The following is a 20,167-nucleotide window of genomic DNA, read 5'->3' as shown; positions in this document are numbered from 1 at the left end:
AGGTTTAAAAGCCCTTGTATTTGTACAAGGGCTTTTTCTTTACTTATAGCCACAAAAAAAGCCTTATCAAAATTGATAAGGCTTTATTTTTTGGGTGGAAGACCGGGTTCGAACCGGCGACCCTCGGTACCACAAACCGATGCTCTAACCAGCTGAGCTACAACCACCATTTGTAAGCGGCTGCAAAGTTAATTTTTTAGATGCTATTTGCAAAATAAAATAATCACTATTTTAAATAAATTTTCATAAAATCATTCATTCTCGGATTATAGTACTAATAATCAAGTGTTTTGACAATTCAACTGCTTATTTTTCGTTCCTTTTTTAGGCTTAAATCAACTTGTATTATCCTGTAAACCGTATTTATACAAATAAAAACTGCCGTTTCACAACAAATTTTTTATTACTATACGCTTATGCGGTAGTTTTATAAAAAAGAAACGGATAATATCCTCCCCCGAGTATGGTTGCCTATTTTATCATTCCTAACTACATTAAAAGGCCTTTTTGTCTGCTTATTGTATTCCTGTTTCTTAATGTCACCCACACGTATACACAGAACAACAAATTAGATAGTTTATCTACCGTATTATTACAATTACAGCGCAATAACAATTTTGATGCTTCAAATCATGAGCATATAAATCTATTGAATGCTATAGGTCATGAGTACTACTTTAAAAATATAGATAGTTTATACTTTTACACTAAAAAAGCACAAGAATTAAGTCGCAAGTCAAACTATGAAGAAGGTACCATTATGGCGCTAATAGGACTTAGTCATTATGAAGCGTATAATGGTGAAAACGATAAGGCCATACAATCCTTGGAGAAAGCGTATAATCTCGCAAAAAAAATAGAAAATCAGAAATTGAAAATTCGCGCATTAAATCCTTTAGGTATTTTGCATTATGACATAGGAAATCATGCAGAAGCGCTAAAAGCATATTTAAAAGCCATTGAGATTGCTACGGACACCAACGATCTTTTAAATTTGTCCTTTATCCAAGAAAATGTAGCGCACTTATATCTTTCTCAAAAAGATTATCAGCAAAGTTTAAGCCTTTACAAAATAGTTCAAGACATCAACCATCAATTAGGGAATGATGTTTACACCGCACAAAGTAGCAGTAATATTGCCGATTTATATGTGAAACTAAAAGATTTTGAAAATGCTAAAGTATACATTGATAGTAGTATTGTAATTTTTGAGGAAAAAGAGATTAATGACTGGTTAGCCTACTCTTATATGGTAAAAGGTGACATGTATTTAAGACAGAACAGGCCCAAATTAGCCTTATACTGGTATGATAAAGCATTAACCTTGCACGAAGATTTAAATGATGACAGAAGTAAAGCTCAACTTTTAAACTCTTTGTCTGAAGCTTATTTTAAACTCTTTAATTATGTCCAAGCCGAAGAGAATGCCATTGCGTCCTTAGAAATTGGAACAAGACTTAGCCTTTTAGATGATTCTAAAAAATCAAATCAGCTATTGTATGAAATTAATAAAAAGAATAACAAGGCTGATATTGCTTTGAAATACCACGAGGTATTTAAACTATTATCAGATTCTATTTCACGAAAAGAAAACCTAAATAGCCTAGGTATACTTAAAACTAAATTAGAATTTGAAAAGCAGCAAAAAGATGCACAACTGGCAAATGAAAAGGTAAAAGCTAGACAGAATATTTACTTCTACATGGCATTAATTGCATTGGCTATTTTAGCATTAATTATATTCTTATTACGCAAACAATCTAAAGCGCGTAAAATATTTAACAAAGAGCTTAGGCTAAAAACTAAAGCCTTAGAAAAAAGAGAAGAAGAATTGAGTGGAATAAACGCCACAAAAGATAAGCTATTCTCAATTATTGGTCATGACCTTAGAGGTCCTATAAATGCCCTAGCCAGTGTTCTGAATATGTTAAAAGACGATGAAATTTCTCAAGAAGAATTTTTGGAGTTTACACCTAAAGTTAAAAATGATGTAGATGCTATTTCATTTACTTTGAACAATTTATTATCATGGGGTAGAACACAAATGACGGGTTCTAAAACTGAAGCATCTTCTTTTGATATTCATGAATTAGTTACTGAAAATATTAAATTACTCCAAGAAACAGCTAAGAATAAAAACATTTCTATCACCAACACCACTCCTATGAAAGCTTTTGTTTGGGCAGATATTAACCAGATTGATGTCGTGATTAGGAACCTCTTGAGCAATGCTATCAAATTTTCTCACCCAAAAAGTACCATAACCGTAAATGCTACAAAAGAAGGCGATTTTCTTAAAGTGGCCATAAAAGATAAAGGCGTAGGTATGTCTCCAGAGATTCTGGACCAAGTTTTTAGTTCAAAAAATGCCACCCTTGTAACTACCTATGGTACATCTAATGAGAAAGGTACTGGCCTCGGACTTTCCTTATGTAAGGAAATGGTGAATAACAATGGAGGTGAAATTTTTGTAACGAGTAAATTAAACGAGGGGAGCATATTTTATTTCACGGTTCCACTAAGAGAAAATATTACGAAATAAAATTTCCTTCATAACATTTATTTCTTTAATTTCAGCAATGCCAGCCACTTTGCGAACTTATGAAATGTAACTACTCTACACTTATTGCCATATTAATTTTCTGCTCTTTTTTAAATATTCCTAAACTTACTGCTCAGGCAAAAAAACAAGAAATTCTTTCTAAAATTACAGCACATAGATTAGAAGGTAAAGAGAAAGATTCTTCTTATATCAATCTAATTAACGCATTAAGTCGGGAATTAAGATATTCTAACTATGACAGTGTTAAAATTTTAAGTACAGAGGCCCTAGACTTAAGTAGAAAAATAAATTACAAACAGGGTCAAGCAAAAGCACTGCTAACAGCATCCTTTAGTGAAATCATAGCCTGTAAAGACTCTAAAAAAACATTAGGCAACATTGACCAGGCCATAGTCTTGAGTACTAAAATTAAAGCCGACAGTACGCTGATTTCTGCGTATAATATTAAAGCTATTTACAAAACCTATGTTAACGATTATGAAGGAGCTTATGAGCAGTATCAAAATGCTTTACTCCTTTGTGAAAATAACAAACATCCCTTAGAGGAAACAAAACTCTACTCCAACCTAGCTACACTTTTCTCTGTATTGGGCGACAATGATGAGTCTATAAAAATTTACATAAAAGCACTGGCCATCACAGACCGTCTGGAAGATAAATTTTGGGTAGGGGTTGTAAAAAGTAACTTAGGATTTTTATATAATAAAACGCATCAGTTTGACAAAGCAATTACGTTTTTAGATGAAAGCATTCAAATTTTTACGGAAGTAGACCGTAAAGAGTGGCTTGCTTACGCCTATCTCACCAAAGCAAATATACTTCTCAATATAAATGAAACTAAAGAGGCTTTGCGTTATCTTGATTTAAGTAAAAGCCTGCAAAAAAATCTAATAGATGAAAAATTAAAGCAAGACTTACTCTTAGGCTACACCAAATATCATCAGCAAATAAATGAACTGGAAAAATCAGAACAATTAGCAAAAGAAGGGTACTTATCATCAATTGAAAACCAAAATCAGATCCTGATTGCTAACTTTTCTGAAATTCTTTATCAATTATACAAAGAGAAAGAAAACCAAAAAGAAGCGCTCTTCTATTTAGAAAAATTTAAAAACATTACAGACAGTACCGCCCTTCAGAGCAAGCAAAACGCATTGGCACTTTTGAATGCAAAAACTAATTTTCAGAAACAACAAAACGATCTAAAACTAGAAAACCAAAGAACAATAAAACAGCAAAAAACCTATATAATATTCAGTCTCTTTATTGTATTTTTAGTCATTCTTATTGCCTATTATGGTTACCGAAATAACAACACCATCACCAATTTAAATCATCAATTAGAAGAAAAAACAATCACTCTTGAGAAAAGTGAAAAGACTTTAAAATATGCCAATGAGACTCAAGAAAAACTTTTTTCCATCATAAGCCATGATCTAAAATCTCCTATCAATGCTTTAAAAAATCTGCTTTTATTAATTAAAAATGGAGATATTGAACCCAAAGATTTTTTAAACTTTGTTCCTAAATTATATAGCGATGTAGATGCTATGTCTTTCACTTTAAACAACCTATTAACCTGGAGTAAATCTCAGATGAATGGCTTCGTAAATAAACCCATCTCCTTTCAAATACATGAAAAAGTGAATAGTAGCATTCAACTATTACAAGAAAATGCTAATCAGAAAAAAATAACAATAATTAACGATGTACCAACATCAGCTCAAATTTACTGTGACGTTAATCAATTTAATTTAATTGTTAGAAATTTAGTTACCAATGGTATTAAATTTACCCCTACCGGCGGGGAAATTAAAATACATGCCTCAGAAAAAGAACAGTTTTGGGAAATATCTTGCAAAGATAATGGTGTCGGTATTACTCCTGAGATCCTAAAGAAACTTTTTAAGCCAGATTCTGCCTTACAAAGCACCTATGGCACAAATAGAGAGAAAGGCACAGGGTTAGGCCTCTTACTGTGCAAAGAAATGGTAGAAAATAACGGTGGTAAAATCTTTGTAAAGAGTACCAATAATGAAGGAAGTACATTTTACTTTACAATACCCAAAAATCCTATCGACAACAACTAAAATTATTTATTCCCGAATTATTTCATTACTTTAAACGAAGCCATCTACTTCGTATACAATGAACTATAACTTCAAACCGTTTTTATTCTTAATTTTCATCATTTATTTATTAAGTATCTCAAATACGTATGCACAGGGTAAAAAACAAGTTATCCTTTCCGAAGTAGAGGAATATAAATTGAATCATACCTCATTTCAAAAAGATACTGTGTATATTAATTTGATAAATGAACTAGCGTGGGAATTGGTGTATTCCAATTATGACAGTGTAAGCTCGCTTAGCCATAAAGCAATAAAACTTAGTAAAGTAATAAATTACAAAAGAGGACAAGCCAAGGCACATATAGCACTTGCATTTTCTTCAACCATCACTTCTAACCAAACAAAGGTTTCTCACGAGCATATAGATAAAGCCATAAAGCTCTCTAAAGAAGTTGCTGCAGATAGCACCTTACTATCTGCCTATAATGTTAAAGCAATGATGCAAATGCATGCTGGAAATCATGAAAATGCTTATAAAATTTACCAAGAAGCTTTAGAATTCAGCAAAAACAAAAAAGATCTACTCAGTGAAATTAAACTAAATACGAATTTAGCAACATTATTCTTATTATTAGGGGACACCAAAGAAGCGGTACCATATTATGAAAATTCGTTAAAATTATCAGAAGCATTAAACAAAAAGCATTGGATAGGAGTCATAAAGAGTAATCTAGGTTATCTAAATGTAAAAAATAAAAATTTTGATAAAGCTCTTGAATTTTTAGACCAGAGTATTGTAATATTTAAAGAGCAGGAGAAAGAAGAATGGCTTTCTTTCGCCTATATCACAAAAGGAGAACTTTATCTAGAAAAAAAGAATCCCAAAGAAGCTTTAAAGTATTTTGAGCTAAGTGAAGAAAGTCACAAAAAGCTTCAGGATCAGATCAGAAAGGCCGATTTGCTCAGCGGAAAAGCAAAAAGCTACTTACAACTTCGAGATTATACTAGCGCAGAAGATTTAGCGCTTAAGGGTTTAAAAATTGCTGAGAAACAAAAATACCAAGCGGGCATTGCTACCCTATCGGAAATATTATACCTCATAAATAAGAAAAAGAATAACACTCCTTTAGCATTGAACTACTATGAGAACTTTAAAACAATAACCGATAGTACCGCTTTAAAAGATAAAAAGAATGCCTTACTTATGCTGAAAGCTAAAACCAGCTTTAAGCTAGAACAAGAGGAATTAAAGAAGGAAACAAACACGGCATTAGCACAACAAAAAACATATATCATCTTTAGTTTATTTGCAGTTTTCTTGGCAGTCTTAATTTCTTTCTACGTGTATAAAAATAACAAGTTGATACAAAAACTTAATAATCAATTAGAACAAAAAGCCACAACTCTTGAAGAAAGCAAACAAAAATTAACCTATGCCAATGAAACTCAAGAAAAGCTTTTTTCAATTATTAGCCATGATTTAAGGTCTCCAATCAATGCCTTAATGAATTTACTTTTATTAATCAAAAATGGAGATATAAAGCCAGATGACTTTTTAAATTTTGTTCCTAAGCTATACAATGATGTAGATGCGATGTCTTTTACTTTAAATAATTTATTGAATTGGAGTAAATCTCAAATGAATGGCTTCGTAAACAAACCGGAAAATTTAAATGTACAGACGAGTGTGAATGATAGCATTCATTTATTACAAGAAAATGCCAATCAGAAAAACATTATTGTAAGAAACAACATTCCCGAAGTTGCCGAAATATATTGTGACCGAAATCAATTTAATTTAATTGTTAGAAACCTATTAAACAACAGTATAAAGTTTACTCCAACTGGTGGAGAAATAATTCTTGATGCTACTTTAAAAAACAAGCACTGGCAAATAACAATTCAAGACAATGGCGTAGGCATGAGTCCTGAGGTTAAAAATAAGCTCTTTAAGCCCGATTCTAGTTTGCAAAGTGCCTATGGTACAAATAAAGAAAAAGGGACTGGATTAGGTTTATTACTATGCAAAGAGATGGTGGAGAATAATGGAGGTACTATTGGTGTAGAAACTAAAGAAGGTGAAGGTGCTACATTTTATTTTACAGTTCCCGTTGGGGAATAAACAATATTATCGCGAACTAAACCAACAACCTATAGCAATAAAAAAAGGTCTAACAAACACTGTTAGACCTTTTTACTTTATAAACTTTTTTAGACTATCCTAAGAAAGATACTACCTGTTCGTAAACCTTCTCTCCCGTAAATCCAAACTTTTCATCCAGAACAGTCGCAGGAGCTGAATATCCAAAATGCTCTAAACCAAACACTTTTCCATTTGCACCAGCCAAACCTTCTAAATTAACAGGTAATCCGGCTGTTAAACCAAATACAGGTTTATCTGTAGCAATAACACTATTTTGATATTCTTTAGATTGTTTTCTGAACAATCCTTCAGAAATGATAGACGCTATATTTACTTTTACTCCTTTTCTCTCTTCTAATAAAGCTGCTGCTTCTACTAGTGTTGCAACTTCAGATCCATTTGCAATTAAGGTAATAGCTGGGTTGTCTGATTTATGTACCAAATACCCACCTTTTTCTGCTTGTAGTGCATCTTCATATCTAGTAGCTCCCGTTGCAATTATATCTTTAATACCTTGTCTTGAAAGTATTAACCCAGAAGGAACTTTATCATTTTCTAATAACATTTTCCATCCCACTACGGTTTCTGCAGAATCTGCAGGGCGTAATGCAATAAAACTAGCATCACCACTATGATTCTTTAATTTTTCTAGCAAACGAATTTGAGCCTCTTGCTCAATAGGTTGGTGTGTTGGTCCGTCTTCCCCTACTCTAAAAGCATCATGCGTCCAGACAAATTTTACTGGAAGTTCTTGAATAGCACTCAAACGAATAGCTGGTTTCATATAATCAGAAAACACAAAGAACGTTGCTACTACAGGAATCACTCCACCATGCAGTGCCATCCCGTTCGCCATTGTAGCCATGGTAAGTTCTGCTACCCCAGACTGTAAAAAAGAACCGGTAAAATCTCCTTTTTGTAGTGAATGTGTTTTCTTTAAAAATCCGTCTGTTTTATCACTATTAGATAAATCGGCAGAAGAAACAATCATATTTTCTACTTTTCCTGCTAAATATCCTAATACGTTTGCAGAAGCTGCTCTAGTAGCTAGACCTGCTTTATTTTCAATAGATTCAAAATCTAACTCAGGAAGTTCTCCCGCTAAGAAAGAATTTAGTTTTGTAGACAACTCTTTATTATCTTCTCTCCAAGCTAAAATTTCTTGTTTTTTAAGTTGAGCTTCTTTTATTTTCTTAGTAATAATCTCTTTGTACGATGCTTCTACATCTGCATAGATTGCAAATTCGTCTTCAGGATTTGCTCCTAAATGAATTAATGTTTTTACAAAATCTGCTCCTGTATCCCCAATAGGCTTACCATGTAATTCTGTATAGCCTTCATACGTTTCACCGGTAGCGGTAACACATCCTTTACCCATTATTGTTTTACCAATAATTAATGTAGGCTTTTCAGTTTCAGCATTAGCATCTTTCAATGCTTTTCTAATTTCGTCATGGTTATGACCATCAATAGTTACAACTTTCCAACCCCAAGCTTCATACTTCATTGCGGTATCTTCCGAAGTAACTTCATCTGTCTTTGTAGACAATTGTACATCATTAGAATCATAAAACATAATAAAATTGCTTAAGCCTAAATGACCTGCAATTCTACCTGCACCCTGAGAAATTTCTTCTTGAACACCACCATCAGATATAAATCCATATACCTTATGGTTCATCCAATCACCGAATCTTGCTTGCAAGAATTTAGCAGCAATTGCGGCTCCTACTCCCATAGTATGTCCTTGTCCTAATGGTCCAGAAGTATTTTCAATTCCTCTTTTCACATCTACCTCAGGGTGACCCGGAGTTACAGAACCCCATTGTCTGAAACTCTGCACATCTGTTTTAGCAAAATTCCCTAATAAATAGTACTGAGCGTACATTAAAGGCGATAAATGCCCTGCATCCATGAAAAAACGGTCACGGAATGGCCATGTCATATCAGAAGGATCGTAATTAAAAAACTCAGAATACAAAATATGCATGTAATCTGCGCCTCCCATTGGTCCACCGGGGTGTCCAGAATTTGCTTTTTCTACCATAGAAATAGCTAAAGCTCTTATATTATCTGCCGCTAACTGGTCTATTTTCTTGTTCATCTTGCCTGATTTATCCTTTATAATGTACTGTTTATACTCAATTTTTATAGTTTGCAAGATAAAACCCTTTGCGCCCATCTGCAACCTATTTTTTGCTTAAATTATTTTCTTACGAATTGATTCATTATTGTTAGAAAATTTAAAACTTGAAGGGGATATAAAACTTAAAAGCGCACTTAGAAATACTATATTTAAAGATATTGAGTTATATTTAGTAGTTTATTTTATTCACGCAAATGATTGTAACCTCTTTATGAAAGCTCTTAAAATACTTTTAGTCTCTCTTATTTTATTAAACTTTACAAGCTGTAAAGACGATAAGCCTGTTGAAGAATCAACACCTAAAGAAAGCGTTATTTCTACCTATTATTTTATTAGGCATGGAGAAAAAGACAGAAGTAATCCTGACAATAGAGACCCTGAATTAAATCAAGATGGATTAGGAAGAGCCATCAGATGGGAACGCGTTTTTAGTGAAATAGATTTAAACACAATTTATAGTACTGATTACGAAAGAACAATGATGACTGCTGCTCCCACCGCAGTGAGCAGAGAATTAAGCATTCAAAATTATGATCCTGCCACTATTAATGTAGATGATTTTAAAATTATTCATGAAGGAGAAAATGTACTTGTCGTAGGACATAGCAATACCACGCCAGATTTTGTCAATAAAATGCTCGGCGAAGAGAAATACCCTGCTATGGATGATTATGATAACAGTAGCTTATTTATTGTGCGCATTATAGACGATAAAGCTACAGCTATTCGTTTAAAAATGGATTAATTTTCAGAAACACAGTAATATTTTCTAAGACTATTTTAGACAACAATTCTAATTGATCTGTAGCATATAAATTTGCTATATTTTGTATTGTTTCTGAAGCATCTTTTGGTTTGTAATTTTCATAATCTACAAACCGAATTCCGTTTACATAGCGCTCATTGTAAGCCTTTCTAAACCTCACTCCGCCGCCATTGGTTTGAAAATCATAAGCCAAATAATCTGGCGTAAATGTTTCTTTATTAAACCAGTAGTAATACGTGTCTTGAAAATCTGCACCACCACCATTTTGATCAAAGGTAACTTGTACTAAATAATAAGATTTATCTTGAATAGTCTGTTCTTTTAGAAGCTTTCTATGCACCGCTTTATCATTTAAATGATATGGTAATTGCACAAAATAATGCACAGAATTTATAGACTCACTATACACAAAAGCTAAAGAGTCTGAGACGACTACTGGAGTATCTTCAATATAGCGTTGAAAATCAGAAGCTGTTTTGATATCAATATAATTTAAAGAATCACTAAAAAACTTTCGTTTTTGAATAGCCCCATTGGCATCTGACTCATATTCTTTATCTCTAAATTTAAAGGCAATTTTACTCGTTTTATAAAGATCTCCGCCACTTACAACGATACTCTTCGCTACAATTTCGTCGGCCGTAAACTGTTTTCCCGTTGTGTTTTTACAAGCAGAAAGCATTAATATTATTAATAATAAAAAATATTTCATCGGTGTATATTTTTATCTTAATCGCAGAAGTAGACAAGTCATTACAAAATTAATCAAAGTATTAATCCATTGGTTAAATTGCATATCATTTAATTGTTACTATTTTTGTTGTTGTGATACAAAAGAAAATAAATATAAAAAACAAGCGTGCACGTTTCGATTTTGAAATTATAGACACGTATACCGCCGGATTAGTTTTATCTGGTACTGAAATAAAATCTATACGTTTAAGTAAGGCTTCTATTTCTGAAAGCTTCTGTGAATTTAATGATCGTGGAGAACTTTTTATTATCAATATGCAAATTGATGAATACTCTCATGGGTCACACTATAATCACTTACCTAAAGCAGAACGCAAATTGCTTTTAAATCGTGGTGAACTTAAAAAATTAGAGAAAGAAGTAAAAAATACAGGCTTAACAATTGTTCCTTTAAATTTATTTTTAAATGATAGAGGACTAGCCAAAATCAATGTCGCCCTTGCAAAGGGTAAAAAGCTTTATGATAAGCGAGAAACAATGAAAGACCGCGACAATAAGAAAGATTTAGATCGCATAAAAAAGAGCTTTAATAACTAAAGCTCTTTTTTTATTAATTTTTATCCTCTAATAAGGGTACAAAGCGGAAAGAACCAAACTCTTTTTTCTCAAATTCTTTTTCAGACTTTCGCACAAATAGGGTCATCACTTGTTCTTCATCACCTACAGGAATTACGAGCCTACCACCAATTTTTAACTGTGCTAATAATGGGTTAGGTACATAAGGCGCTCCTGCAGTAACAATAATTCCATCAAAAGGAGCTTCTTCTGGCAATCCTTTATAACCATCTCCAAAAATATACTTCTTAGGTCTATAGCCCATTTTTGAAAAAAATAGCTTTGTTTTTTTAAACAATTCTAATTGTCGTTCAATAGTGTACACTTTTGCTTTTTGATGTAATAATACGGCTGTTTGATAGCCACTCCCCGTTCCTATCTCTAATACTTTAGCATTAGGCTTCAATTCTAAAAGCTCTGTTTGAAATGCGACAGTATACGGCTGAGAAATTGTTTGTTCTGCTCCAATAGGAAAAGCTTTGTCTTGATACGCATGATCTTCAAAACTACTGTCTAAAAATAAATGACGCGGAATTGTTTTAATTGCTTCTAGAACGCTTTTACTTGTTATGCCTTTTTCCACTAGCGTTTCCGCAAGTTTATTTCGCATGCCTTTATGCTTTAATGTATCTCTCAATGGGTTTGGTTTTGTGCCACGAAGTTAAAAAAAACTGTGCTAGAAATCTCAATTAATATTTTTAAAACAATCAATTAAAAACAAGCTTTATCTTAATAATCTGATTGCAAATACATTTAAGTATCCGTATTTTTGAAAAAATATTTTTTTTATGCTCAACGTTGGCGTTTTAGGTGCAGGACACCTAGGCAAAATTCATTTGCGATTACTAAATCAATCCGAGAAATACAATTTGGTTGGTTTTTATGATCCAGATGCTATTAATGGTAAAAAAGTAGCCGATGAATTTGGGTATACTTATTTTGACAATATCAACAAACTTATAGATGCTGTTGATGTGGTAGACATTGTAACTCCTACGCTCTCTCACTTTGATTGTGCTAAGAAAGCCATAGAAAAAGGAAAACATATTTTCATAGAAAAACCCATCACCAATACCCTAGAAGAAGCTGAAGAATTGCTTTTTTTAGAAAAAAAACACCAAGTAAAGGGACAAGTTGGGCATGTAGAACGTTTTAATCCTGCATTCACTGCGGTGAAAAATAATATACATAATCCTATGTTTATTGAAACTCACCGGCTAGCAGAGTTCAACCCTAGAGGAACAGATGTTCCTGTTGTATTAGACTTAATGATTCACGATATTGATGCCATCTTAAGTGTGGTGCCTTCAAAGGTTAAAAATATTAATGCTAGCGGCGTATCTGTGATTAGTAATTCTCCTGACATCGCAAATGCTCGTATAGAGTTTGAAAACGGATGCGTAGCTAATCTTACCGCAAGTAGAATTTCTCTCAAAAATATGCGTAAATCTCGCTTTTTTCAGAAAGATGCTTATATCGCAGTAGACTTCTTGGAAAAAAAGGTAGAGGTTGTAAAAATGAAAGATGCTCCTGAGAACCCTGGCGATTTTGATATGATTTTACAGAATGCAGAAGGAGTAAAAAAACAAATCTATTTTGAAAATCCTGACGTTGAAAACAATAACGCAATTTTAGATGAATTAGAAACCTTCGCAGATGCCATTGTTAATGACACTGTACCTGTAGTTAGTTTAGAACAAGGCACCAATGCTTTACGTGTCGCATTACAAATTATAGCTTCTTTTTAAGTTTAAACACAACATTGATTATGAAAAATATTGCGGTTATTGGTGCAGGTACTATGGGAAATGGTATTGCACATGTTTTTGCTCAAAACGGATTTAAAGTACATCTAATTGATATTGCTGAAGCATCACTTGAAAAAGGGATGGCTACAATTACCAAGAACTTAGATAGAATGCTAACGAAAGAAGTTATTTCTGAGGCGGATAAAAAGAATACATTAGCAAATATCACCACCTATACACAACTTGAAGAAGGCGTGAAAAATATGGATTTAGTCGTGGAGGCTGCTACCGAAAATATTGAATTGAAATTAAAAATTTTCAAACAATTAGATGCAGTGACGGATGCTGAAACAATTTTAGCGACCAACACTTCGTCTATTTCGATCACTCAAATAGCTGCGGTAACGAATAGACCAGAAAAAGTGATAGGAATGCACTTTATGAACCCAGTTCCCATCATGAAATTGGTAGAAATAATCCGAGGGTATACAACTTCTGATGAAGTAACAAAGCTCATAATGGATTTATCAGTACAACTAGGAAAAATACCTACCGAAGTAAATGATTATCCTGGTTTTGTGGCTAATAGGATTTTAATGCCTATGATTAATGAAGCAATAGAAACCCTTTACAATGGCGTTGCTGGCGTTGAAGAGATAGATACTGTAATGAAATTAGGTATGGCACACCCTATGGGACCTTTACAATTAGCAGATTTTATTGGTTTGGATGTTTGTCTTTCTATTTTAAATGTCATGCACGACGGATTTAAAAATCCTAAATATGCTCCTTGCCCCTTACTTGTAAATATGGTGACTGCAAAAAAACTTGGTATAAAATCTGGAGAAGGCTTTTATGATTATTCAGAATCGCGCAAAGCAGAAAAAGTAGCGAAAAGCTTTATTAAATAAATACAGTACAATTTATGTCTATTGCTAATAACTTAGAGAATATTAAAGCCACACTACCGGATACTGTAACTTTAGTTGCTGTTTCTAAAACAAAACCTATTGCAGATCTAAAAGAAGCCTATGAAGTGGGACAACGAATTTTTGGAGAAAATAAGATTCAAGAAATGACCCAAAAATGGGAAGAACTTCCCAAAGATATTCAATGGCATATGATTGGTCATGTACAAACCAACAAAGTAAAGTACATGGCATCTTACGTAAACTTAATTCACGGCGTAGATAGCTTTAAGTTATTGAAGGAAATTAATAAGCAAGCAAAAAAAAACAACCGAATAATAGATTGTCTTTTGCAAATACATATTGCAGAAGAGGATACTAAATTTGGCTTAGATAAAGAAGAATTATTAAGTATTCTAGAATCAGACACTTTTAAGGCCTTAGAAAATATTAAGATAAAGGGACTCATGGGAATGGCTACTTTTACGGATAATGAACAACAAGTAAGACGAGAATTTAAATCCTTAAAATCTCTTTACGATGTAGCGACTACCAAATTAAGCGGCTTAGATACGTTATCTATGGGTATGAGTGGCGACTACCTTAGCGCCATAGAAGAAGGCAGTACCATGGTTAGAATTGGGAGCAGTATCTTCGGAAGTAGGTAAAATAAAACAAAGACTACAGGCCAAAAGTTAAAAAAACTTACCTTTAAACGTTAAAATAGTATTTAGTTGTTCAAATACTATAAATTAAAAATGAATTCTGAATACGATACATGTACGCAATATTAGATATTGAAACTACTGGAGGAAAATATAATGAAGAAGGTATCACAGAAATAGCTATTCATAAATTTGATGGTCATCAAGTCGTCGATCAATTTATTAGCTTAGTAAATCCTGAAAAAGAAATTCAGCCTTTCGTAGTTAATTTAACGGGAATTACTAATAAAATGTTAGTAACCGCTCCCAAGTTTTACGAAGTAGCTAAACGCATTGTAGAGATCACTGAAGATACCGTCTTAATAGCACATAATGCGCAATTTGATTACCGGATATTGCGAACAGAATTTAGACGATTGGGTTTTAATTTTGAACGTAAAACCATTTGCACTGTAGAACTTTCACAAAAACTATTACCGGAAGCAGAATCTTATAGTCTTGGTAAATTGGTAAGATCATTAGGTATTCCTGTTAGCGATCGTCACAGAGCTAATGGTGACGCCCTGGCCACCCTGAAACTCTTTAAGTTATTGCTGTCTAAAGATCTAGATAAAACCATCGTTAAATCTGTTATGAAGGCAGAAACTCTTGGCGAGTTATCGCCAAGGCAATTAGATATTGTAGACGATTTATCTTCGGAAGTAGGGGTATTTTATATGCATAATAAAGATGGAGAAATCATCTTATTAAACAAAAGTAACAACATTAAAAAACGCGTCAATCAATACTTTACGAATAGCGGTAATAGAGCACGAAGAATTCAAAAAGAAACGCGTAGTGTAACTTTTGAAAAAACTGGTAATGAATTGATTGCCTTATTAAAAGAAAATGAAGAATTAGCGCGTAACAAACCAAAATACAATCCTTTCAACAAAAAAAAGCTATTTACTTTTGGCATATACGCCTCATTAAATGACCAAGGGTACCTGCAACTTAAAGCCGAAAAAATAAACAATACCATTCATCAAAGAATTACAACCTTTAATAGTTTGGTTGCTGCAGAAAACTTTTTACATGCGGTACGAGATGAATTTCAACTATGTAATAAAGTAAATGGTTTATCACAGGCAAAAACCAATTGTTCTAACTATGACAACGGAACTTGCTTAGGAGCTTGTATTGCAAAAGAAAATCCAGAGTCCTATAATACTAGAGTAACGGAACTTGTCAAGAAATATAGTTTAGTAGAAAAAAATATTGCCATTGTAGATAAGGGTAGAGAGTTGGGAGAGAAAAGTGTTATCTTAATTAAAGATGGTGTATTTAAAGGCTTAGGTTTCTGTGATCTAAACTATCAAATTAATAATTTACCTATCTTAGAATCGATTATAACTCCTATGACGGGGAATGCAAATACCAATCATATTATTGAAACCTATTTACGCAAAAGAAAAGTTCAAAAAATAATCGACATTAAGGAATAACCATTGAGAAGATATAAGCCAGATAAAGGTTGGAAACATAAAATTCATGAAGTAATATATGAAGCTGACACCCCTATGGGAAAAGGTTTTGATATTATCTTGATTATTTTAATTATCATTAGCGTAATTATTGTAATGCTAGAGAGCATCAAAGAACTAGATGCCAAATACCATTCTATTCTTCTTGCTTTTGAATGGATCATCACGATATTTTTCACCATTGAGTATATAGCCCGGGTAGTTAGTATAAAAAAACCTTTAAAATATATCTTTAGCTTTTATGGTATTATAGATTTACTATCCACAATACCGCTATACATCTCTTATATTCTTGCAGGCTCCCAAGTACTATTAGCTATTAGAGCTTTACGCCTTTTACGAGTTTTTAGAATTCTGAAACTTGTGCAATTTCTTGGTGAGGCCTCGCAGTTAAAAAGTGCTTTAAAGGCAAGTAGGGCTAAAATTATTGTTTTCTTATTCGCCGTTTTAATTGTTTCCGTGCTTCTAGGAACACTTATGTATTTGGTTGAAGGCGAAGATGCCGGCTTCACAAGTATTCCTATAAGTATCTACTGGACTATTGTTACACTAACCACTGTTGGTTACGGAGATATTGCCCCTATCACGCCACAAGGACAATTTATTGCAACCTTGATTATGTTAGTCGGTTATGGTATTATTGCGGTCCCTACAGGTATTGTTACGGTAGAATTTGGCAAACAAACTAAAGGAAATTCTAATGCGAAAGAAGGTACTTATGTGCATGTAAATACACAATCTTGTCCTTCTTGCTCTGCTGAAGGTCATAGAGATGACGCCTCGCATTGTTATAACTGTGGAAGCAAATTATAATGGAGAAAACAGTAATTTCAGTAGTAGGACCTACCGCTATAGGTAAAACGAAACTTGCTATTGCTATAGCACAACAATACAAAACAGAAATTATATCTGCAGATTCTAGACAGTTTTTTAAAGAAATGAATATTGGTACTGCCGTGCCTTCTCCAGAAGAATTAGCGGCTGCACCACACCATTTTATACAACACAAAAGTATCTTAGAGCCTTATTCGGTTGGAGACTTTGAACGAGATGCTATTGCTAAACTTGAAAGCTTATTTGAAACTAAAGATATTGTTGTTTTAGTGGGTGGTAGCGGACTCTATGTAGACGCTGTTACAAAAGGATTAGATCATTTCCCTGAAGTAGACGCTGCCATTCGGCCAAGACTAAACCAGGAGCTTGCGACACAAGGAATTGCCGTCTTACAGAACCGGTTAAAGGAATTAGATCCTGAATACTTTAACAAAGTAGATATCCAAAATCCACACCGATTAGTACGTGCCTTAGAAATTTGTATCGGAACAGGGAAACCCTACTCTTCGTTTTTAAATAAGGACAAAAACAAAAGACCTTTTAAAACTATTACCCTTGGTATTGAAGCAGAAAGAGAGATGATTTATGAACGTATAAACCAGCGGGTAGATCTGATGGTTGATGCCGGACTTATAGACGAAGTGAAATCACTAATAGAAAACAAAGCGTTAAATGCCTTACAAACTGTAGGTTACAAAGAATTATTTAACTACTTTGAAGGTCTTTGGCAATTAGATTTTGCTATTTCTGAAATCAAGAAAAACACCAGAAGATTTGCAAAAAGGCAACTTACTTGGTTTCGCAGAGCTACCGAAACTATTTGGGTAGACTTTGACGAAGAAATCACCGTAATAATAGATAAAATTGAAACTGAAATTAAATGAATAAGGTTGATGGCGTAGTATTTTACATCATGGGAGTATCAGGAACAGGAAAAAGCACCATTGGAAAGTTACTCTCTAAAGAATGGGGTATTCCGTTTTTTGATGGCGATGATTACCATCCACAAGCAAATATTGATAAAATGGCTGCCGGTCATCCCTTAAATGATGATGATCGTCATGATTGGCTGCTAAAACTAAATAGTATTGCGCTACAAAATAGTAGCAAAGGCGCTTTAATTGCTTGTTCTGCGCTTAAAAAAAAGTACAGAACATTATTAGCTAACAAACTTCAAAAGCATTGTTTTATATTTCTGGAGGGCTCTTTTGAGCTTATTTATAATCGACTGAATAGTAGAGAGGGTCATTTTATGCCTTCAGACCTTCTAAAATCTCAATTTGATGCTTTAGAAATTCCAGACACTACTGAAAATGTAATTACAGTATCCATAAGTTTAAATCCTGAAGAAATTATTACTGAAATAAAAAAACAACTCAACTAGTGGAAACTCAACTTATTCTCGCCGTTATACTAGGGATTGCCATTCTCTTATTTTTAATCCTCAAGCTTAAGATTAATGCCTTTATCGCTTTACTCATAGGAAGTATTACTGTGGGTTTGGTTGCAGGCCTTAATGCTAAAGAAATTATTGATACCGTTAAAAACGGAATGGGCGGTACCTTAGGGTTTGTCGCTACTGTTGTAGGCTTGGGCGCTATGTTCGGAGCTATACTAGAAAGTTCTGGCGGAGCAAAAACCATTGCCAATTTTATGGTCTCTAAATTCGGATTAAAGAATGCCCCTTCTGCTATGGTCATTTCTGGGTTTTTAATAGCTATTCCTGTTTTTTTTGATGTCGCTTTTATAATCTTGGTTCCAATGATCTATGCTTTACAGCGTAAAACAAAAAAATCATTATTACTATATGCCATTCCCCTATTAGCGGGTTTAGCCATTACTCATGCATTTATCCCTCCTACTCCAGGACCCATCGCTGTAGCCGAAATTATAGGTGCAGAATTAGGGTGGGTAATTCTTATGGGATTTATTGTAGGTATCCCAACTGCATTGACTAGTGGATTACTTTTCGGAAAGTACATTGCTCAAAAGATACATATTGAAGCCCCTAAAGAAACAGAAAGTACTTTACATGATAGCCTACCAGAGGTTGGACTCACCTTAGGAATAATTGGAATTCCAATCCTACTTATACTACTAAATACGTGTATTACTAGCGGAGTTTTAGGCCCTATAAATCCTCAAGTATTAAATATAGTAGAACTCGTAGGACATCCGTTCACCGCACTAATTATCGCCAATTTATTAGCATGGTATTTCTTCGGCATAAAAAGAGGGATGACAAAAAATGAACTGTTTAAGATTACTAGCAAATCTTTAGAGCCTGCAGGAACTATAATCTTACTAACAGGCGCGGGTGGTGTTTTTAAACAAGTGTTAACCAATACAGGAGCAGGAGAGTTATTAGCCACCTCATTAAGTGATGTAGGTTTTCCTGTTTTAGCATTTGCCTTTACCAGTGCCGCCATCGTTCGGATAATTCAGGGCTCATCTACCGTAGCCATGATTACTTCTGCAGGATTGGTTGCTCCATTACTCGTAGATGCCTCTCTAAGCAATCCTGAATTGGCTTGTTTGGTCATTGCTATAGCATCTGGTGCCAGTATTTTTTCTCACGTAAATGATAGTGGGTTTTGGCTTGTAGGCCAATACCTGAGAATCTCAGAAAAAGAGACTTTTAAATCGTGGACTATGATGACGACCATATTGGCTTTAACAGGATTTATTTCTGTTTGTATCATTAGTTTATTCCTATAAAAAAAGCCACTTTAAAATTCGAGTGGCCCTTATATATTATGATCGTAAAAGGTCTATTCCTCGGCCGTTTTCACGACCAATCTAAAGCCTTCTCCGTGAATATTCAAAATTTCTACAGAATCATCAACTTTTAAATACTTTCTAAGCTTTGCTATATAAACATCCATACTACGAGAAGTGAAATAGTTATCATCTCTCCATATTTTTGTTAAAGCAAGTTCTCTTGGCATTAAATCATTTTCATGCAATGCTAAAAGACGTAACAATTCATTCTCTTTTGGAGATAATTTTACAGGCTCTTGATCTTTAAATTTAAGAAAACGTAGCTTAGAATTCAATTGAAATTCACCGATAGTAAATTCAAATTTACGACTGTCAGCCAAAGTACTTGATGCTTTTCTTTGAAGAATAGCCTTAAGTTTCATTAAAAGTACTTCAGAATCAAACGGCTTATTTAAATAATCATCTGCTCCTGCTTTGTATCCTTTTAAGACATCTTCCTTCATGGTTTTAGCTGTCAAGAATACAATTGGCACATTTTCATTTTTCTCACGGATCTCTTTAGCTAATGTAAATCCGTCTTTATAAGGCATCATAACATCAAGAATACAGATGTCATAATTATCTTTTTTAAATTTCTCAAAACCTTCCATCCCATTCTTTGCTAAAACGACATCAAAATCGTTCATAGACAAATAATCTTTAAGAACGATACCAAAATTTGGGTCATCCTCTACCAAAAGTATTTTCTTGTTTACTGTCTCCATAATTCT

General features: G+C 33.6%; 17 protein-coding genes and 1 tRNA gene. 13 read left to right on the top strand and 5 right to left on the bottom strand.

Going from position 1 to position 20,167, the window contains the following annotated elements:
* Positions 1-92: 92 nt before the first annotated feature.
* Positions 93-168: transfer RNA gene (locus tag BLQ19_RS08075), tRNA-His, on the bottom strand.
* 295 nt (positions 169-463) lie between these two features.
* Here BLQ19_RS08075 and BLQ19_RS08070 point away from each other — a divergent pair.
* The 3 genes from BLQ19_RS08070 to BLQ19_RS08060 are packed head-to-tail and all read left to right on the top strand — an operon-like array spanning position 464 to position 6,757.
* Positions 464-2,542 carry a tetratricopeptide repeat-containing sensor histidine kinase gene (locus tag BLQ19_RS08070; protein ID WP_074537999.1) on the top strand — a complete coding sequence of 693 codons (2,079 nt, stop codon included), beginning with the start codon at positions 464-466 and terminating at the stop codon, positions 2,540-2,542.
* A gap of 59 nt (positions 2,543-2,601) precedes the next feature.
* Positions 2,602-4,653: a tetratricopeptide repeat-containing sensor histidine kinase gene (locus tag BLQ19_RS08065; RefSeq protein WP_074537998.1), complete on the top strand. Its 2,052-nt coding sequence runs from the start codon at positions 2,602-2,604 to the stop codon at positions 4,651-4,653.
* A 58-nt stretch (positions 4,654-4,711) separates the two neighbouring features.
* Complete coding sequence (locus BLQ19_RS08060; protein WP_074537997.1) at positions 4,712-6,757, top strand: tetratricopeptide repeat-containing sensor histidine kinase; 2,046 nt, start codon at positions 4,712-4,714, stop codon at positions 6,755-6,757.
* A 94-nt stretch (positions 6,758-6,851) separates the two neighbouring features.
* On the opposite strand, the gene BLQ19_RS08055 is transcribed toward BLQ19_RS08060, so the two are convergent.
* Positions 6,852-8,882, bottom strand: coding sequence for a transketolase family protein (locus BLQ19_RS08055; RefSeq protein ID WP_074538199.1), 2,031 nt, complete (start codon positions 8,880-8,882; stop codon positions 6,852-6,854).
* Positions 8,883-9,135: 253 nt separating this feature from the next.
* Here BLQ19_RS08055 and BLQ19_RS08050 point away from each other — a divergent pair, with 253 nt between their 5' ends.
* Positions 9,136-9,669 carry a SixA phosphatase family protein gene (locus BLQ19_RS08050; protein ID WP_074538198.1) on the top strand — a complete coding sequence of 178 codons (534 nt, stop codon included), beginning with the start codon at positions 9,136-9,138 and terminating at the stop codon, positions 9,667-9,669.
* On the opposite strand, the gene BLQ19_RS08045 is transcribed toward BLQ19_RS08050, so the two are convergent.
* Positions 9,647-10,402: a DUF6503 family protein gene (locus tag BLQ19_RS08045; RefSeq protein ID WP_074537996.1), complete on the bottom strand. Its 756-nt coding sequence runs from the start codon at positions 10,400-10,402 to the stop codon at positions 9,647-9,649. The genes BLQ19_RS08050 and BLQ19_RS08045 overlap by 23 nt on opposite strands.
* A gap of 116 nt (positions 10,403-10,518) precedes the next feature.
* Between BLQ19_RS08045 and smpB the strand changes: the two genes are divergently transcribed.
* The gene (gene smpB / locus BLQ19_RS08040) at positions 10,519-10,980 is read left to right on the top strand and encodes an SsrA-binding protein SmpB (RefSeq protein WP_034666098.1); all 462 of its coding nucleotides are present in this window, start codon (positions 10,519-10,521) and stop codon (positions 10,978-10,980) included.
* Between the two features lie 13 nt (positions 10,981-10,993).
* Here the strand turns inward: smpB and BLQ19_RS08035 are convergent, their stop codons facing one another.
* Positions 10,994-11,635 carry a protein-L-isoaspartate(D-aspartate) O-methyltransferase gene (locus BLQ19_RS08035; protein WP_025615572.1) on the bottom strand — a complete coding sequence of 214 codons (642 nt, stop codon included), beginning with the start codon at positions 11,633-11,635 and terminating at the stop codon, positions 10,994-10,996.
* A gap of 151 nt (positions 11,636-11,786) precedes the next feature.
* On the opposite strand from BLQ19_RS08035, the gene BLQ19_RS08030 reads away from it, so the two are divergent.
* The 8 genes from BLQ19_RS08030 (at position 11,787) to BLQ19_RS07995 (ending at position 19,394) form a co-directional block, all read left to right on the top strand.
* Positions 11,787-12,746, top strand: a complete 960-nt coding sequence (locus tag BLQ19_RS08030; RefSeq protein WP_074537995.1) for a Gfo/Idh/MocA family protein — start codon at positions 11,787-11,789, stop codon at positions 12,744-12,746.
* 20 nt (positions 12,747-12,766) lie between these two features.
* On the top strand, positions 12,767-13,657 hold the full coding sequence (locus tag BLQ19_RS08025) for a 3-hydroxyacyl-CoA dehydrogenase family protein (RefSeq protein WP_024481316.1): 891 nt from the start codon (positions 12,767-12,769) through the stop codon (positions 13,655-13,657).
* 14 nt (positions 13,658-13,671) lie between these two features.
* The gene (locus tag BLQ19_RS08020) at positions 13,672-14,322 is read left to right on the top strand and encodes a YggS family pyridoxal phosphate-dependent enzyme (protein WP_074537994.1); all 651 of its coding nucleotides are present in this window, start codon (positions 13,672-13,674) and stop codon (positions 14,320-14,322) included.
* A gap of 110 nt (positions 14,323-14,432) precedes the next feature.
* Positions 14,433-15,803 (top strand): exonuclease domain-containing protein, encoded by a 1,371-nt coding sequence (locus BLQ19_RS08015; protein ID WP_074537993.1) that lies wholly within the window; start codon positions 14,433-14,435, stop codon positions 15,801-15,803.
* Between the two features lie 3 nt (positions 15,804-15,806).
* The gene (locus BLQ19_RS08010; RefSeq protein WP_074537992.1) at positions 15,807-16,655 is read left to right on the top strand and encodes an ion transporter; all 849 of its coding nucleotides are present in this window, start codon (positions 15,807-15,809) and stop codon (positions 16,653-16,655) included.
* Positions 16,655-17,560, top strand: coding sequence for a tRNA (adenosine(37)-N6)-dimethylallyltransferase MiaA (gene miaA, locus BLQ19_RS08005; RefSeq protein ID WP_074537991.1), 906 nt, complete (start codon positions 16,655-16,657; stop codon positions 17,558-17,560). The genes BLQ19_RS08010 and miaA overlap by 1 nt, the downstream gene beginning before the upstream one ends.
* Positions 17,557-18,060 carry a gluconokinase gene (locus tag BLQ19_RS08000; protein WP_024481321.1) on the top strand — a complete coding sequence of 168 codons (504 nt, stop codon included), beginning with the start codon at positions 17,557-17,559 and terminating at the stop codon, positions 18,058-18,060. Before miaA ends, BLQ19_RS08000 begins: the two co-directional genes overlap by 4 nt.
* The gene (locus tag BLQ19_RS07995) at positions 18,060-19,394 is read left to right on the top strand and encodes a GntP family permease (protein WP_074537990.1); all 1,335 of its coding nucleotides are present in this window, start codon (positions 18,060-18,062) and stop codon (positions 19,392-19,394) included. The genes BLQ19_RS08000 and BLQ19_RS07995 overlap by 1 nt, the downstream gene beginning before the upstream one ends.
* A gap of 53 nt (positions 19,395-19,447) precedes the next feature.
* Here the strand turns inward: BLQ19_RS07995 and BLQ19_RS07990 are convergent, their stop codons facing one another.
* Positions 19,448-20,161 carry a response regulator transcription factor gene (locus BLQ19_RS07990; RefSeq protein ID WP_024481323.1) on the bottom strand — a complete coding sequence of 238 codons (714 nt, stop codon included), beginning with the start codon at positions 20,159-20,161 and terminating at the stop codon, positions 19,448-19,450.
* Positions 20,162-20,167 lie beyond the last annotated feature (6 nt).

Source organism: Cellulophaga baltica, assembly GCF_900102165.1.
Taxonomy (GTDB): domain Bacteria; phylum Bacteroidota; class Bacteroidia; order Flavobacteriales; family Flavobacteriaceae; genus Cellulophaga; species Cellulophaga baltica.
This window is presented reverse-complemented; position numbering and strand designations above follow the sequence as displayed.